The sequence below is a fragment of the Thalassovita aquimarina genome, from assembly GCF_018219815.1.
Lineage (GTDB): Bacteria > Pseudomonadota > Alphaproteobacteria > Rhodobacterales > Rhodobacteraceae > Thalassobius > Thalassobius aquimarinus.
On record NZ_JADMKU010000009.1, the window covers coordinates 43,423 to 59,294 of the forward strand.

Consider the following 15,872-nt stretch of genomic DNA (forward strand, 5'->3'; position numbering starts at 1 on the left):
AGGGAAGGGAAGAGACATGGCTGATATGTCGCTGTTGTTAATGATGCTCGCGCTGCTGTTGGTGATCGGCGCCGTGGCCGGGGTGCTGGCCGGATTGCTGGGGGTCGGTGGCGGCATCGTTCTTGTCCCGGCGTTCTTCTACGCGTTCCAGACGCTGGGCTATGACGGGCCGCAATTGATGCAGATGTGCCTTGCTACCTCGCTGGCCACGATCATCGTGACCTCGGTCCGTTCGGTGCTGAGCCACAACCGCAAGGGGGCGGTCGATTGGGACATCCTGAAGGGCTGGGCGCCCGGGATCGCCATCGGGGCCGTCATCGGGATGCTGACGGTTTCGTCGCTGCGTTCGGCCACGCTGCAGGGCATCTTCGGGGTGCTGGCCTTGGTGATCGGTGCCTATATGGGCTTTGGCCGGTCGGAATGGCGGCTGGGGCAGTCGATGCCGAAAGGGGTGGGCCGTGTGATCACTTCGCCCTTCGTCGGCTTCCTGTCGGTGCTGATGGGGATCGGCGGCGGCAGTTTCGGCGTGCCGCTGATGAGCCTGTTCAACACCCCCATTCACCGTGCGGTCGCGACAGCCGCGGGATTCGGCGTGATCATCGCCGTGCCCTCGGTGATCGGGTTCCTGTTCCTGCCGATCGATCCGGCCTATCGCCCGCCGCTGACCTTCGGCGCGGTGAACCTCGTCGCTTTCGGGGTGGTGATCGCGATGACCCTGCTGACCGCGCCTCTGGGCGTGAAGCTGGCCCATTCGATGGACCCCAAGCCGCTCAAGCGCGTCTTCGCGGTATTCCTGACGCTGGTGGCGCTGAACATGCTGCGCAAGGCGTTGGGGCTGTAAGTACCTGCACCGATAGAAACGAGGGCCACCGCCTGCCGGTGAACCGGCGGGCGTGGCCCGGTTCTCAGTCGCCGCGCCCGATCCGTGCGGCGCGGCCGCCGCGGCGTTTCTTCAGTTGCGGCGCGCGTTCCGGCAACGCGTCCATGATGGCGCGCCGTTCCTCCGCGGACATCTTCGACCAGCGGGTGATTTCCTCGATGCTGCGGTAACAGCCGGTGCAGATTCGTTCCTGCGGGTGGATGACGCAGATGTTGACGCAGGGGCTTTGCACCTCGTCGCGTTTCCACACGTCGCTCATCCCGGGGCCCTCAGATTGCGCAGCCGGTCAAGGAAACCCTGCAGGATGAAGGACGCCGCCACGTTGTCGATCTTCTCGGCCCGCTTGGCGCGCGAGGTATCGGCCTCGATCAGCGCCCGTTCGGCAGCGACGGTGGACAACCGTTCATCCCAGAACCCGATCGGCAGATCGGTCAACCGGCTGAGGTTGCGGGCGAAGGCGCGGGTCGATTGGCAGCGCGGTCCTTCGGACCCATCCATGTTGCGCGGCAGGCCCAGAATGATTCCGCCAACCTGACGATCCGCCACGATCTGCAGCAGGCGTTCGGCATCCAGCCCGAACTTCTTGCGCCGGATGGTTTCCACCGGGCTGGCCACGCCCTGCAGCACGTCCGATATCGCCACGCCGATGGTCTTGTCGCCCAGATCGAGCCCGATCAGCGGGGAATGCGCGGGCAGGGCGGCGGCCAGATCCTCGACGTCGTCACAGATCATTGCAGCAGCCCCGCGCGCTCGGCGCCGGCGCGGACCGTGGCCAACGCATCGGGTTTGCCGGCGAAAACCTGCTGCGCTTCGATCCAGATTTCCCGGGCCTTGTTGACCTCGCCCAGGACGCCATAGGCGCCGATCAGGCGGGACCATTCTTCCGGCGAACCGCCTTCGGTTCCCAGCCGTTCGGCCAGCCCGGCGACCATGTTGCGGATCATGTCCTGGCGGTCTTCCGCGCTCATGTCGCCGGCGGCGGCCATATCGGCGGCCGAGGGGCCCTTGAGCGGCGCGCCGGTGGACGGCATGGTGAACTTGACCCCGGCCAACTGGGCCAGTTCGGTGATCTGGCCGCGGATCGGCGGTATCCAGGGCGCGTTGGCAGGGCCCTCGCGCAACAGCTGGTTCCAGATTCGGAACGCCGCGTCGGGACGGCCCACCTGCGCGAACATCAGCCCCATGTAATACCGTGCCACGCCGTTGCGCGGGTCGCGTTGCAGCGCCTGCCGCAGCGCCGCCTCGGCCTCGGGCGAGACATAGCCGCCAACACCAAGGATCATCAGGTCGGCCAGATCGGCATAGTCGGAGGCTTCCGCCTCCTCGCCAAGGATGGAGATCACCCGCGCCTGTGCTTCGTAAGCGGCCTTGAAGTTGCCCACCACCGCTTCGTTGCGGGCCAGCAGCTTATGCCCCTGCAGGTCGTCGGGCCGGTTTTGAACCGCCTCGCGCAACTGTTCCATCAGCTTCAGGAATTCCGCCGTCGGTTCGTTCGCCGGGGAGCGGGCGGGCATGGTGGTTTCCGCTTCCGCCTGGCTGGGGCGCGAGTTGCGGGTTTCTTCGGCCATCTCGATCCGGCTATTCAGGCCCAGATCGCCATAGCCCGGCACGCCCAGTTGCCGGTAAAGCAGAAGCGACCCGCCGATCAGGCCCAGAACCGCCGCCGCGGCCAGAACCCGGCCCAGCCCCTGCGGCTGACCGCCGGTGTCACCGCCCTTTTGCAGTTGCGCGTCGGCAGCCAGGATGCGGCGGGAAATCTCGGCCCGGGTGCGTTCGGCATCCTCGGCCCCGATCACGCCGCGGGCGAGGTCGCGGTCCACTTCCTTCAGCTGGTCGCGATAGACCCGCAGGTCATAGGCTGCGGGCGGTTCGTCCCCTGGGCGACCGCGCAGCAGCGCCAGCGCGAGAATTCCGGAAACGACCAGGGCGATCGCGGCGGTGATGATCCAAAACAGCATGAAGCCTCCTTCATTTCGTCAAACATGTATATGCGCCGGGCGTTTGGAAAAAGGGTAAACTGCCGCAATGGCACTGCATGTCGCAACCGAGCGCAATTGTGACGCATAGAAACGGGGCCGCGGCGCGCTGCGGGTTCAGTAAAGTAGGGGACAGAAACACCACCGGATTCGGGGCAAGAGACACGCACATGAGACGCTATTCCGCCTTCGCCATCGCCCGGGAAGCCGCCCGTTACCACTCCGGATGGGAACGTGCCTGGGCTTCGCCGGAACCGAAGAAAAAATACGACGTGATCATCGTCGGCGCTGGCGGGCATGGTTTGGCCACTGCCTATTACCTCGGTAAAAACTTCGGCATCACCAACGTGGCGGTGCTGGAAAAGGGTTGGCTGGGCGGCGGCAACACCGGACGCAACACCACCATCATCCGCTCGAACTACCTGCAGGATACTTCCGCCGCGATCTATGAAAAGGCGCGCTCGCTCTATGAAACGATGAGCCAGGACCTGAACTACAACGTCATGTTCAGCCCCCGCGGCGTGATCATGCTGGCCCAGACCGAACACGAGGTCCGCGGCTACCAGCGCACCGCGCATGCCAACGCGCTGCAGGGGGTGAAGACCGAGTTCATCGGGCCGCAGCGGGTCAAGGAACTGGTGCCGATCATCAACATTTCCGGCCCGCGCTACCCGGTTCTGGGCGGGCTGTGGCAGGAACGCGGCGGCACCGCGCGCCACGATGCGGTGGCCTGGGGCTATGCCCGCGCCTGTTCCGACATGGGCATGGATATCATCCAGAAATGCGAAGTGACGGGCGTCCGCCGCGAAGGCGGTAAGGTCGTCGGCGTCGATACAACCAAGGGCGCGATCGATTGCGACAAGCTGGGGCTGGTGGTGGCGGGCCATTCCGGCGTTCTGGCCGACATGGCCGGGTTCCGGCTGCCGATTGAATCGCTGGCGCTGCAGGCGCTGGTGTCAGAGCCGATCAAGCCCTGCATGGATGTGGTGGTCATGGCCAACACGGTGCACGGCTACATGAGCCAGTCCGACAAGGGCGAAATGGTGATCGGCGGCGGCACCGACGGATTCAACAACTACACCCAACGCGGATCGTTCCACCATGTCGAGGAAACCGTGCGGGCGCTGGTGGAAACCTTCCCGATGATTTCACGGCTGAAGATGCTGCGGCAATGGGGCGGCATCGTCGATATGACCGGCGACCGTTCCCCGATCCTGTCGAAAACGCCGGTCGAGGGTGTGTTCGTCAATTGCGGCTGGGGCACCGGCGGATTCAAGTCGATCCCCGGTTCGGGCTGGGCGATGGCGGAACTGATGGCCAAGGGGCATTCGCCGCTGGCGGAGGAATTTGGCCTGAACCGCTTCGCCGAAGGCCGTTTCATCGACGAAAGCGTAGCAGCGGGGGTGGCGCACTGATGTTGTACTCGACACCGCACCGCCCGACCGCCCCCTTTAGCCCTGTCAGGGAGATGCCAAAATGCTGATCCTTCATTGCCCCTATTGCGGCGTCGATGCCGAGGAAACCGAACTGCACGCAGGCGGCGAGGCGCATCTGAAACGTTTCGGCCCCGGTTCCTCCGACGCCGATTTCGAGTCCTACCTGTTCGGCCGCGAAAACCCCAAGGGGGTGCATTTCGAACGCTGGCGCCACGTGAACGGCTGCGGCAAGTGGTTCCACGCCGCCCGCTGCACCGCCACGCTGGAGGTGTTCGGCACCTATTCCGCGCAGGTGCTTGAACCGCCGCAGGACATCAGGGACGCGATCACCGCCAAGCGCCCCGGCTGGTCATGGAGGGATATCCAATGATCCTTCATCTCGGCAACGATACCCGAATTCCAACACTCACCACGGCCAAGGAGGTCTGACAGATGAGCACCCGTCTGGCCACGAAGGCCCGCCTTCTCAACACCGACAAGCAAATCCGTTTCAGCTTCAACGGCAAGCAGATGATCGGCTACGAGGGCGATACGCTCGCCTCGGCGCTGCTGGCCAATGGTCAGATGATGATGGGCCGGTCGTTCAAATACCACCGCCCGCGTGGCGTCATCGCCAGCGGGGCGGAGGAACCCAATGCACTGGTCGGTCTCGGCTCCGGCGCGCGTTTCGAACCGAACCAGCGCGCCACCACGACCGAACTGTTCGACGGGCTGTCGGCCACCTCGCAAAACCACTGGCCCAGCCTGGAATTCGACATCGGCGCGGTGAATAACAAGCTCGCGCGGTTCTTCCCGGCGGGTTTTTATTACAAGACCTTCATGGCGCCGCGGGCGGCGTGGAAATCGGTGTTCGAACCCATCGTCCGGCAATCGGCGGGCCTGGGCAAGGTGCCGAAGGACCGCGACGCCGACCGCTACGAACATTTCTATGCCTTCATGGACGTGGTCGTCGTTGGCGGCGGGGTCGCCGGATTGCAGGCGGCCAAGGCGGCGGCGCAATCGGGTGCTAAGGTGCTGCTGCTGGAGCAGACCGCCCATTGGGGCGGGCGCGCGCCGGTGGACGGCGGCGTGATCGACGGCCAGCCTGTGGATAAGTTCGTGGAGGAATTGGTTTCCGAGCTGGAAACCATGCCGAACGTCACGCTGCGCCTGCGCTGCATGGCATCGGGGGTTTACGACCACGGTTACGTGCTGGGCTATGAGCGGCTGACGGACCACGCGCCCGAGGCATCCGGCCCCCGCCACCGTCTGTGGCGGGTCCGCGCCAAACAGGTGGTGACGGCGACCGGTGCGATCGAACGCCCGCTCAGTTTCGCGGGCAACGACGTGCCCGGCGTCATGTTGGCCTCGGCTATCCGAGACTATGCCGTCGATTACGGCGTGTCGGTGGGCGACCGTACCGTTGTGGTGACCAACAACGACGATGCCTATCGTACTGCAATCACACTGAAAAACCTCGGGCTGGAAGTGCCGGCGGTGATCGATGCGCGGGCCTCGGCCGGCGGGGAGCTGGCCGAGGAGGCCAAGGCGCTTGGCATCCGGGTCGAGACCGGCAAGGGCATCGCCAAGGTGCAGGGCAGCAAGCGCGTCACCGGTGTCGCCATCTGTTCGCAGGCGGGCGAAGGCGCGGTGATCGAGGAAATCCCCTGTGACGCGGTGGCGATGTCGGGCGGCTGGTCGCCGGTCGTGCATCTGTGGTCGCATTGCGGCGGCAAGCTGATCTGGGATGACGTAAGGTCAATGTTCCGCCCGGATGTGGACAAAGCCCCGACCGGGGCCGACGGGCAAGGCTTCGTCGTCGCAGCGGGCAGCGCAAATGGCCTGCTGCATTTGCAAAACATTCTGGCCGACGCCCAGGCCGCGGGTGCCTCGGCTGCGAAAGCGGCCGGGTTCACCCCGAAAAGCGCGGCAGCACCGGAGGCGCAGGCGCGCGAGGAAGCCCCGATCGAACCCGTCTGGCTGATGCCGCAGGGGGCAGGGCCGAAGCTGCGTATGAAGGCGTGGCTTGATTTCCAAAACGACGTGAAGGTCTCCGACGTGATGCTGGCGGCGCAGGAAGGTTATGAAAGTGTCGAACATACCAAGCGTTACACCACGCTGGGCATGGCGACCGATCAGGGCAAGCTTTCCAACATCAACGGGCTGGCGACGCTGGCGCGGTCGCTCAACGCCGATATCCCGCAGGTGGGCACCACCACTTTCCGCCCTCCCTATACGCCGATTTCGATGGGCGCCATTGCGGGCGAGGCGCGCGGCGAGATCTTCCAGCCGCTGCGCAAGACCCCGATGCATGGCTGGCATGAAGAGCACGGCGCGCATTGGGAACCGGTCGGTCACTGGCGGCGGCCCTATTGCTACCCGCGTCAGGGCGAAAGCCACGCCGATGCCGTGGCGCGCGAAATCAACCAGACGCGCAAGTCGGTGGGTATGCTGGATGCCTCGACGCTGGGCAAGATCATCGTCAAGGGGCCGGATGCTGGTAAATTCCTCGACATGCTCTACACCAACATGATGAGCACGCTGAAGCCGGGCAAATGCCGTTACGGGCTGATGTGCAGCGAAAACGGCTTCCTGATCGACGACGGCGTGGTGGCGCGGATCGACGAGGATACCTTCCTGTGCCACACCACCACTGGCGGCGCCGATCGCATCCATGGCCACATGGAGGAATGGCTGCAGACCGAATGGTGGGACTGGAAGGTCTATACCGCCAACGTGACCGAGCAATACGCCCAGATCGCCGTGGTGGGCCCCAATGCCCGCAAACTGCTGGAAAAACTGGGCGGCATGGACGTGTCGAAGGACACGCTGCCCTTCATGCAGTGGCAGGACGGCGAATTGGCCGGGATCGGCGTTCGGGTTTACCGCATCTCCTTCTCGGGGGAACTCAGCTACGAAATCGCCGTGCCCGCCAGCAACGGCCGGGCGCTGTGGGACAAGATCGCCGAAGCAGGGGCCGAGTTCGGCATCATGCCCTACGGCACCGAGGCGCTGCACGTGATGCGGGCCGAAAAGGGCTTCATCATGATCGGCGACGAAACCGACGGCACGGTGATCCCGCAGGACCTCGGCCTTACTTGGGCGATTTCCAAGAAGAAGGAAGATTACTTGGGCAAGCGGGCGCAGGCGCGGTCGCACATGACCGATCCGAAGCGCTGGAAACTGGTCGGGCTGGAAACGATCGACGGCAGCGTGCTGCCCGACGGGGCCTACGCGGTGGCCGAGGGCACCAATGCCAACGGGCAGCGCAACACGCAGGGGCGGGTGACCTCGACCTACCATTCGCCGACCCTGGGCAAGGGGATCGCGATGGGGCTGGTGCTGAACGGCCCCGACAGGATGGGCGAGGTGATCGATTTCCCGGGCACCGACGGCAAGACCTACAAGGCGCGGATCTGCGATCCGGTCTTCTACGACAAGGACGGGGAGAAGCAGAATGTCTGAGCTCAGCGCATTGAACGGCGCCGCGTTCCACGGGACCGTCACGGTCGAGGATGCGGGCCTGCAGGGCATGATCGCGCTGCGTGGCGACCTGGCCTCGGCCAAGCTGGCCAAGGCGGTGAAGGTGGCGACCGGGCTGGCGATCCCGGCAGTGCGCAAGATCAGTTCGGAAGGTGACAAGGCCGTGGCCTGGATGTCACCCGACGAATTGCTGATCCTGGCGCCCTACGAGGATACGGGCGATGTCGTCGCGCAACTGAACGAAGCGCTGGCCGGGGAGCACGTGCTGGTGCAGAACCTGTCGGACGCCCGCGCGACCTTTAGCCTGACCGGCGCGCCCGGGGCACTGCGCGAAGTGCTGGCCAAGCTGGCGCCGGTGGACCTGTCGCCCGATGCGTTCGGTCCGGGAGACTTCCGCCGCACGCGACTTGCGCAGGTGGCTGGTGCCTTCTGGTTCGAAGACACCACCACGGCGCGGGTGATCTGTTTCCGGTCGGTGGCGGAATATGTCTACGGACTTCTGTGCGTTTCGGCGGAAGATGGCGGCGAGGTCGGGATTTTCGGCTGATCCTGACCTCGGAACCACCCGAGGCGGAAATGGGCGCTTTACCAACCACTCAAACGGCTTGCAGAAGATACTGAGGGTTGATATTGATCGGTAAATATCAACTTAAGGTGTTTGAGATGCTTCGTCCTATTGCAACCGCTGCGGCGCTTATTCTTTCGGTCCAATCCGCTGTTTCTTCTGTTTACGAATGCGACATTACAAAACCGTCTAAGGACGGTTGGATGGGCAAGGATATCATCTTCGGGATCAATGAGAAGGACAAGGTTGCGGCGGTTCTCGACGGGGTCATCATGTCGGTTCAGGACAGCCCGCTGATTACAAAGGTGGAGGTGGCGCCAAAGCGCTATACAATTCGTTGGGAGGTTAAAGGGCTTGAGGCGGTGGAACCATCAGGTAGCATCGGTCCTGTTGGTTACAAAGCAATCATATTGCGCAAGACCAACAACTGGTTCTTTCGGTAAACGTGCCTGGTTATGCCAACAACACGCGTGGCGAAGGCGTCTGCCGGCTGCAGAAGAAATAAGGGGTGTCGGGGCGCGATGCGGTCGCGTTGTCGGCGAACCGTGCAAACCCTACTGCTGACAAAACCCGCCCTATTGTGATACCCGCACAGATATCGGCGGAACCGGCCGAAGAATATTGGCGACAGGGCTTGACCTTCCCGCCCAAACCCTACCATTTTCCGCAGGAAACAAACGCTCGAACCGAAAAGGATTTTCCCATGGCTTTCGAACTTCCCGATCTTCCCTATGCGCACGATGCCCTCACCGATCTGGGCATGTCCAAGGAAACGCTGGAATACCACCACGACCTGCACCACAAGGCCTATGTCGATAACGGCAACAAGCTGATCGCCGGCACCGAGTGGGAAGGCAAGTCGCTGGAAGACATCATCACCGGCACCTATGACGCGAACGCTGTCGCCCAGAATGGTATCTTCAACAACATCAGCCAGCTGTGGAACCACAACCAGTTCTGGGAAATGATGGGCCCGGGCGGCAACGCGATGCCGGGTGAACTGGAAAAGGCGCTGGTCGAGAGCTTCGGCTCGGTCGACAAGTTCAAGGAAGAATTCGCCGCCGCGGGCGCCGGACAGTTCGGTTCGGGCTGGGCCTGGCTGGTCAAGGATACCGATGGCGGCCTGAAAGTCACCAAGACCGAAAACGGCGTCAACCCGCTGTGCTTCGGCCAGACAGCGCTGCTGGGCTGCGACGTGTGGGAACATTCCTACTACATCGATTTCCGCAACAAGCGTCCGGCCTATCTGACCAACTTCCTCGACAAACTGGTCAACTGGGAAAACGTCGCGTCGCGCCTGTAACGCCACGCAGACCCGGATCATCCGGACAGATCCCCTTCCCGCCGAGTGCGGGAGGGGGATTTTTTTATACAAAACGGACCTTTGCTGCCGTTATGGGAAGTGCCGGCTTTGCGCCAACTTTTCGGATGGGAAGAAAGCCGCAGAAATAGCGATTGAATTCTTTCAGGGTCAAAAACTTTAAATATGAGCTATTTACCGGAAATCAGGAAAATCTATGCCAGGTCCTGGCCGCTGCTGCTGCTTACCGCATTGATCGGCGGGGTCACGCTCGTGTTCATTTCCTACAGCATGCACCCGACCAGCATCACCCCGCAGAAGGCGCTGGTTCCTTTTGTCGTCGGGCTTGGTCTTGGCAACATGATGAGCCTGACCACCATCTTGTTGCGCGAAATCAAGCAACAGTTCGACCTGCGCCTTGCCGAAAAGGACGAATCCTTCCGGGGCCTGCAGGAAAGCGAAGAGCGGTTCAACCTCGCCCTGAAAGGCGCCAGCGACGGGCTTTGGGACTGGAACATGATCACGGGGCATGTGTTCTACTCTCCCAAATGGGCCAATATTCTGGGCTACGAAGTCGATGAACTCGAACCGAATATCCACACCAGTTCGAACCTGCTGCGCCCGGAGGACAACACCAGGGTGCGGAAAATCATGAAGGCGAAGTTCGCCGCGCAGGCCGAGATCGACGAAGTGGAAGTGGACATGCGCCACAAGGACGGGCATTGGGTTCGGGTGCTGAACCGCGTATTCATCGTCTATGAAAACGGTCGGCCGGTGCGCACCGTGGGCACCATTCTGGATATTTCCGCCCGCCTTGCCTTGCGCCAGCAGAAAGAACAGGCCGAGGCCCAGAACCGCGCCAAGTCGGCCTTTCTGGCCAACATGAGCCACGAAATCCGCACCCCGATGAACGGTGTCATCGGCATGGTCGACCTGATGAAACGGACCCGGCTTGACGAAAACCAGCAGCAGATGCTGCAGACCATCCAGAATTCATCAAGTTCCTTGTTGGGCATCATCGACGACATTCTCGACTTTTCCAAGATCGAGGCCGGCAAGATGACCCTGAGCACGCAGCGGACCGACCTTTGGAACGTGGTCGAAAACGTGGTGGAAACCGTCGCGCCCACCGCGCAGCAAAGCGGTGTCAGGCTGGAACTGGACATCGACGGTGCGATACCGCGCCATGTCGCCACCGATGCGGGGCGGTTGCGGCAGGTGCTTTTGAACCTGGCCAGCAATGCGGTGAAATTCACCGCGCAGAAGAAGGACGAACCCGCACCGCTGGTCGAATTGGCGGTCCGGCCCGGACGCAACGGCGAGATCGTGTTCGAGGTGGCCGATAACGGCATCGGGATCGCTCAGAATATCCAGGACCGGCTGTTCCAACCATTTTATCAGGCCCACGAAGTCGATTCCCGCATGATCAGCGGCACCGGGCTTGGGCTGGCGATCAGCCAGGATCTGGTCAAGATGATGGGTGGGCAGATCACGGTCGCAAGCGAACTGAACTGCGGGTCGCGGTTTGTCGTCACGCTGCCGCTTAAGGCGGAAGAGGCGGACGAGGATGATCTTGAAACCTCTCTGTCGGCGCTGGTGGATCATACGCTGGTGGTGCGCGTCGAAGATCGGAACTGCCGAAAGCAACTGATGCGCTTCGCCAATGACTGGGGCCAGCAGATCCGGTTCTTCGACAGCGATGAAAGAGCGCTGAAATGGGTGGCGGGTCAGGACAAGAAGCCCTTGGTGCTGTTGACGCTTGGCGCACCCGCGAACGGCCGCTGCATCATCGACAAGATGCTGGAAATCGCGCACGAGGCTAAATTCCTTGGACTGACGGACGATCCGGCGATGCGGTTGGGGCGGCATGCCGCCCATACCTACCTGATACGCTATGCGCCGCTGCTGCCATCCCGGTTGACGATGGCATTGGCGGCGTTGCTGGGCGACGATGACGCGTCCGGGGTCGAACCGGAACCGCAGAACACCCCGACATCGCACGGCAGCATCCTGTTGGTTGAGGACAACCGGATCAACCTGGACGTTCTGATGAGGCAACTGGCGCTGCTGGGCTATGGCGCCGAGGCGGCGCAGAATGGCGAAGAAGGATTGCGGATGTGGCGCGAAGGCGCTTTCGACATGATCGTTACCGATTGCCAGATGCCGGTGATGGACGGGTTGGAAATGGTGCGCCATATCCGTCGCGCCGAAAGCGCCAAGGGGATCGCCCCGATTCCGATCGTGGGGATTTCGGCCAACGCGCTGAAGGGCGAGGCCGACCGCTGTCTTTCGGCCGGAATGAACGCATTCCTGACCAAGCCCGCCCGGCTGGACGAATTGCGCGACTGCCTTGGGCAATGGGTCGGGCGCAAGGCCGCCTGAAACGATTTGCGCCGTCACCCCGGTCGCAATTGACGTGAATATTTTTTCACACTTTGACCCGTGTCATGTTTGCCCGCGCGATTTTGTCGTCTTCTGAAGCCCTGATTGCGAAAGGAGATCGCTCATGATCAAGATGCCGAAAGGGCTTTGGATCGTCATTGCCGATGGGGCCAAGGCGCTGTTTGTCCAGAATGTCAGCGACACGGTTGACCCTGACCTGCGGGTGATGCGGGTTGACGAAATAGATAATCCCTCGACCACGGACCAGGGATCGGACGAACCCGGACGGCGTGATGGCCCGGGCGGGGCGGGGCGTTCTGCGGTGGAGCCGACCGACTGGCATGAGCTGGCCAAGGGCGATTTCGCAAACGGTGTCGCGTCGCTGTTGAACAAGTGGGCGCAAGCGGGCGGGATTTCCGATCTGGTGATCGTGGCACCGCCCAACAGCCTGGGCGATCTGCGCGCGGCGATCGATCCGCCGGTGCGATCCGTGCTGCGGGCCGAACTGGCCAAGGACCTGACCAACCACCCGCTGCCGAAGATCGCGGATCTGGTGATGGCCGAACTGGCCGATCTCTGACCGGCTTAGCTGAGCGCGGTGCTTAGCGCCGCGTTAAGCTCTGCCGTGGTGTCCTTGGGCCGGATCAGTTCGCGCAGCGAGGCATCGGCGAAGCCCTGATCGACCACGTGATCGACAAGGGCCAGTAGCGGGTTCCAGAAACCCGCGGTATTGAGCAGGAAAATCGGTTTCTGGTGCAGGTGCAATTGGCGCCATGTCAGCACTTCGAAGAATTCGTCCAGCGACCCGGCGCCGCCGGGCAGCACCACGATGGCGTCGCTGTTCATGAACATGACCTTCTTGCGTTCGTGCATGTTTTCTGTGACCACGAAGGTCGACAGGTCGGTCTTGCCCACCTCGGCCTTCATCAGGTGGGTCGGGATCACGCCGAAGGTTTCGCCGCCTGCCGCCTGCGCCGCGCGCGCAACCGTGCCCATCAACCCGACATCGCCGGCCCCGTAGACCAGCCGCCAGCCATTTTCGGCCAGCATCCTGCCCACCGCTTCGGCTTCGGCGCCATAGGCGGGGTCATTGCCCGGGCGAGACCCGCAAAAGACACAGACTGACCTGCTAATCATCTTGATTTTCCTCGGACAAACATGCTTTTGACCCCTGATAACCTTGTTGCTATGGTCGCTCAACCGCCAATGGGGATATGGGCGGATTGAAAGGGAAAAGATGACGAAGAATTCCGGACTGGCCAGCAGCCAGACCCTGATCTTGGGCGCTGCGGGCATCATTGTGGCGGCATTGGTGGCAGCGTATGGATTGGGAGTTTTCGATACTGGGGAACCGGTCGTGGAGCCGGAGAAAGTCGCATCGGAACCGGTGCCGGAAGCGCCCGCCAGCGGTGAGTTGGAACGCCCGGCAGAGGTCGCCGAGCCGTCGCCGGAGGCCGACGCCGCCGTTGAACCGGAACCAACCGTCACTGCCGAGCCGGAAGCGGTGCCCGCCGAGGAGGCCGCCGTCCCCGCCACCGTCACCGCTGGCGAACCGGCAACCAAGACGGCAGGGGACGACACCGCGCCCCTGGATCAACCTGCGCCGCCCACATTCGACGTGGTGCGGGTCGAACCCGATGGCAACACGCTGATCGCGGGAGTGGCTGCGGGTGGCGATGCGGTGGACATCCTACTGGATCGGGTCGCGGTAGCCCGCGCCGAGCCGGGGCCGGATGGCAAGTTCGCAACCTTCCTGACGCTCGACCCGTCCGAAACCCCGCGCCTTTTGTCGCTGCTGCTGCACGCCGGTGAGGCGCGCATCGCCTCGGAAGATCAGGTGATCGTCGCGCCGGTGGCGCGGGTTGCCACCAAAGCCGCGAAGGAAACGCAGATTGCCGCAGCCGATCCCGAGCCGGCGGAAACGCCGGAGGGCAGGGCCGAAGATACGGCCGCGACCGCGACGGCGGTCACCACCGAAGATGCCGCGCAACCTGCGCAGAGCGCCGGGGAGGCGGAAGGAAGCGCCGAAACCGCCGAAACGACAGCCGCACCCGGCGAGGCCACCGTCGCCGCCGAGCAGGTGGAAACGCCTGCCGAACCTGCCGAACCTGCCGAACCTGCCGCGCCAGCGGTGCTGCTGGCAGGCAAGGCCGGGGTCAGCGTCATCCAGCCGGCGCAGTCCGCAACGGCATCATCCGCGCTGGTTCTGGACGCGATCAGCTACAGCGACGGCGGCGCGGTCGAACTGACCGGGCGTGGGGCAGGCGGGGCGACGATTCGCGCCTATCTGGACAACACCGTACGGGCGACCGTAGTGATCGCCGAGACCGGGCAGTGGACGACCCGGCTGACCGACGTGGCGCCGGGCATCTACACCCTGCGGATCGATCAGGTCGATGCGGCGGGCAAGGTCACTTCGCGCATCGAAACCCCGTTCAAGCGCGAAGCTCCGGAAAACATCGTTGCCGCCGAAGCCGCGCAGGCACAGGCCGACACCGATCAGGGCGGGGCAGCCGCGCCGATCCGCGTGGTGACGATCCAGCCGGGCAACACGCTCTGGGCCATCGCCCGCGAACAATATGGCGAAGGGATCCTCTATGTCCGGCTGTTCGAGGCCAACCGCGACCTGATCCGCAACCCGGACCTGATTTATCCCGGCCAGGTGTTCGAAATCCCCCGCGACTGAGCGGCGCGCGAAAACGACGGAACGTTACGAATTTTACCCCTGCCGGCGACGCCGCCGGCAGGGGTAACGTGTTTCCAGGGACAGGGAGGAAACACCGATATGATCAATCAAGTGCTGGTCGATCAGGCCAAGATCACCGAAGCGGAACTGACCGAGGCGGCGGCGGCGGATTTGCAGGACGGGCAGGTGCGGCTGAAGCTGGAAAGTTTCGCCATCACCACCAATAACGTCACCTATGCCGCCACCGGCTTTGTAATCGGCTATTGGAAGTTCTTTTCCAGCGGGGTCGACGGCAAGGGGATCGTGCCGGTCTGGGGCGTCGCGCGGGTCAGCGAAAGCCGGTGCGAAGCGGTGCCCGAAGGGGCGCGGCTTTACGGCTTCTACCCGATGGCGGAGGAACTGATCATCGCGCCCGAGCAAAGCACCGCGGCCGTCTATGTCGATACCAGTTCCCATCGCGCCGACCTGCCGCTGGTCTACAACACCTACGTCACCGTGCGCGGCGGCTCGGCCGAGGAGGATTACAAGCGCGCCCTGCTTCAGCCCCTGCTGGCGACATCCTACCTGCTGTTCGACTGGCTCATGGATAACGACTGGTTCGGCGCGGAACAGATCATCGTCGGCAGCGCCTCGTCGAAGACCGGGTTGGGCCTGTGCAAATTCCTCGCCGAACCGGACAGCCGGCCTTACCGGATCGTCGGGCTGACTGGGCAGCGCAACCGCGATTTCGTCGAGGCGACCGGCGCCTGCGATCAGGTGCTGAGCTACGAGGAGATAGATACGCTGGCGCAGGTGCCGTCGGTCTATGTCGACATGGCGGGAAACGCGGCGGTCAAGAAACGGCTGCACACCCGCCTGGAGGAGCACCTGCGCCACAGCGCCGCCGTCGGAACCAGCCATTGGGATCAGTTCGCCCCGCCGGCCCCCGACCTTCCGGGGCCGAAACCGCAATTCTTCTTCGCCCCCGAACAGGTGCGCAAGCGGCGCGAAGACTGGGGGCCGGGCGTGATCGAGGCGCAGATTACCGCAGGCTGGAAGCGCATCTCCGCGGATGCGGGCGAATGGCTCGATGTCGTGGTGCATGAAGGGCTGGAGGCCGCGGTCGGAGTTTACCGTGACATCGCGCGAGGCCGGTCCAACCCGCGCGAGGGCCATGTGATCCGGCTGTAGGAGGCAGACGGATCG

General features: G+C 63.4%; 15 protein-coding genes. 11 read left to right on the forward strand and 4 right to left on the reverse strand.

Annotation, left to right across the window (positions count from 1 at the left end; translation table 11 throughout):
* Positions 1-16 precede the first annotated feature (16 nt).
* Positions 17-841, forward strand: a complete 825-nt coding sequence (locus IT775_RS11360; RefSeq protein ID WP_212701235.1) for a sulfite exporter TauE/SafE family protein — start codon at positions 17-19, stop codon at positions 839-841.
* Positions 842-905: 64 nt separating this feature from the next.
* On the opposite strand, the gene IT775_RS11365 is transcribed toward IT775_RS11360, so the two are convergent.
* Genes IT775_RS11365 through ccmI form a run of 3 tightly spaced genes read right to left on the reverse strand, consistent with a single transcriptional unit; the run spans position 906 to position 2,838 of the window.
* Complete coding sequence (locus tag IT775_RS11365) at positions 906-1,139, reverse strand: DUF1289 domain-containing protein (RefSeq protein WP_212701236.1); 234 nt, start codon at positions 1,137-1,139, stop codon at positions 906-908.
* Positions 1,136-1,612: a Holliday junction resolvase RuvX gene (gene ruvX / locus IT775_RS11370; RefSeq protein ID WP_212701237.1), complete on the reverse strand. Its 477-nt coding sequence runs from the start codon at positions 1,610-1,612 to the stop codon at positions 1,136-1,138. The genes IT775_RS11365 and ruvX overlap by 4 nt, the downstream gene beginning before the upstream one ends.
* Positions 1,609-2,838: a c-type cytochrome biogenesis protein CcmI gene (ccmI, locus tag IT775_RS11375; protein ID WP_212701238.1), complete on the reverse strand. Its 1,230-nt coding sequence runs from the start codon at positions 2,836-2,838 to the stop codon at positions 1,609-1,611. The genes ruvX and ccmI overlap by 4 nt, the downstream gene beginning before the upstream one ends.
* Positions 2,839-3,026: 188 nt before the next feature.
* Here ccmI and IT775_RS11380 point away from each other — a divergent pair, with 188 nt between their 5' ends.
* The 8 genes from IT775_RS11380 (at position 3,027) to IT775_RS11415 (ending at position 12,581) form a co-directional block, all read left to right on the forward strand.
* Complete coding sequence (locus tag IT775_RS11380) at positions 3,027-4,271, forward strand: sarcosine oxidase subunit beta family protein (RefSeq protein ID WP_212701239.1); 1,245 nt, start codon at positions 3,027-3,029, stop codon at positions 4,269-4,271.
* Positions 4,272-4,332: 61 nt separating this feature from the next.
* Positions 4,333-4,662 carry a sarcosine oxidase subunit delta gene (locus tag IT775_RS11385; protein ID WP_212701240.1) on the forward strand — a complete coding sequence of 110 codons (330 nt, stop codon included), beginning with the start codon at positions 4,333-4,335 and terminating at the stop codon, positions 4,660-4,662.
* 62 nt (positions 4,663-4,724) lie between these two features.
* Positions 4,725-7,736 carry a sarcosine oxidase subunit alpha family protein gene (locus IT775_RS11390; protein WP_212701241.1) on the forward strand — a complete coding sequence of 1,004 codons (3,012 nt, stop codon included), beginning with the start codon at positions 4,725-4,727 and terminating at the stop codon, positions 7,734-7,736.
* Positions 7,729-8,301 (forward strand): sarcosine oxidase subunit gamma, encoded by a 573-nt coding sequence (locus IT775_RS11395; RefSeq protein ID WP_212701242.1) that lies wholly within the window; start codon positions 7,729-7,731, stop codon positions 8,299-8,301. Before IT775_RS11390 ends, IT775_RS11395 begins: the two co-directional genes overlap by 8 nt.
* 83 nt (positions 8,302-8,384) lie before the next feature.
* On the forward strand, positions 8,385-8,762 hold the full coding sequence (locus tag IT775_RS11400) for a hypothetical protein (RefSeq protein WP_212701243.1): 378 nt from the start codon (positions 8,385-8,387) through the stop codon (positions 8,760-8,762).
* Between the two features lie 260 nt (positions 8,763-9,022).
* Positions 9,023-9,622, forward strand: a complete 600-nt coding sequence (locus IT775_RS11405; protein WP_212701244.1) for a superoxide dismutase — start codon at positions 9,023-9,025, stop codon at positions 9,620-9,622.
* Between the two features lie 183 nt (positions 9,623-9,805).
* Positions 9,806-12,001, forward strand: coding sequence for a PAS domain-containing hybrid sensor histidine kinase/response regulator (locus IT775_RS11410; protein ID WP_212701245.1), 2,196 nt, complete (start codon positions 9,806-9,808; stop codon positions 11,999-12,001).
* A 124-nt stretch (positions 12,002-12,125) separates the two neighbouring features.
* Positions 12,126-12,581: a baeRF12 domain-containing protein gene (locus tag IT775_RS11415; RefSeq protein WP_212701246.1), complete on the forward strand. Its 456-nt coding sequence runs from the start codon at positions 12,126-12,128 to the stop codon at positions 12,579-12,581.
* 5 nt (positions 12,582-12,586) lie between these two features.
* Here IT775_RS11415 and IT775_RS11420 read toward each other — a convergent pair whose 3' ends face one another.
* Positions 12,587-13,138 (reverse strand): LOG family protein, encoded by a 552-nt coding sequence (locus IT775_RS11420; protein WP_212701247.1) that lies wholly within the window; start codon positions 13,136-13,138, stop codon positions 12,587-12,589.
* 100 nt (positions 13,139-13,238) lie between these two features.
* On the opposite strand from IT775_RS11420, the gene IT775_RS11425 reads away from it, so the two are divergent.
* Together IT775_RS11425 and IT775_RS11430 are read left to right on the forward strand one after the other, a co-directional pair.
* The gene (locus IT775_RS11425; protein WP_212701248.1) at positions 13,239-14,687 is read left to right on the forward strand and encodes a LysM peptidoglycan-binding domain-containing protein; all 1,449 of its coding nucleotides are present in this window, start codon (positions 13,239-13,241) and stop codon (positions 14,685-14,687) included.
* 99 nt (positions 14,688-14,786) lie between these two features.
* Positions 14,787-15,857, forward strand: coding sequence for a DUF2855 family protein (locus tag IT775_RS11430; protein ID WP_218958596.1), 1,071 nt, complete (start codon positions 14,787-14,789; stop codon positions 15,855-15,857).
* Positions 15,858-15,872: the final 15 nt, after the last annotated feature.

Coding starts and splice junctions, on each gene's coding strand:
- IT775_RS11360 (WP_212701235.1), top strand. CDS start 17: ATGGCTGATATGTCGCTGTTGTTAATGATGCTCGCGCTGCTGTTGGTG.
- IT775_RS11365 (WP_212701236.1), bottom strand. CDS start 1,139: ATGAGCGACGTGTGGAAACGCGACGAGGTGCAAAGCCCCTGCGTCAAC.
- ruvX (WP_212701237.1), bottom strand. CDS start 1,612: ATGATCTGTGACGACGTCGAGGATCTGGCCGCCGCCCTGCCCGCGCAT.
- ccmI (WP_212701238.1), bottom strand. CDS start 2,838: ATGCTGTTTTGGATCATCACCGCCGCGATCGCCCTGGTCGTTTCCGGA.
- IT775_RS11380 (WP_212701239.1), top strand. CDS start 3,027: ATGAGACGCTATTCCGCCTTCGCCATCGCCCGGGAAGCCGCCCGTTAC.
- IT775_RS11385 (WP_212701240.1), top strand. CDS start 4,333: ATGCTGATCCTTCATTGCCCCTATTGCGGCGTCGATGCCGAGGAAACC.
- IT775_RS11390 (WP_212701241.1), top strand. CDS start 4,725: ATGAGCACCCGTCTGGCCACGAAGGCCCGCCTTCTCAACACCGACAAG.
- IT775_RS11395 (WP_212701242.1), top strand. CDS start 7,729: ATGTCTGAGCTCAGCGCATTGAACGGCGCCGCGTTCCACGGGACCGTC.
- IT775_RS11405 (WP_212701244.1), top strand. CDS start 9,023: ATGGCTTTCGAACTTCCCGATCTTCCCTATGCGCACGATGCCCTCACC.
- IT775_RS11410 (WP_212701245.1), top strand. CDS start 9,806: ATGAGCTATTTACCGGAAATCAGGAAAATCTATGCCAGGTCCTGGCCG.
- IT775_RS11415 (WP_212701246.1), top strand. CDS start 12,126: ATGATCAAGATGCCGAAAGGGCTTTGGATCGTCATTGCCGATGGGGCC.
- IT775_RS11420 (WP_212701247.1), bottom strand. CDS start 13,138: ATGATTAGCAGGTCAGTCTGTGTCTTTTGCGGGTCTCGCCCGGGCAAT.
- IT775_RS11425 (WP_212701248.1), top strand. CDS start 13,239: ATGACGAAGAATTCCGGACTGGCCAGCAGCCAGACCCTGATCTTGGGC.
- IT775_RS11430 (WP_218958596.1), top strand. CDS start 14,787: ATGATCAATCAAGTGCTGGTCGATCAGGCCAAGATCACCGAAGCGGAA.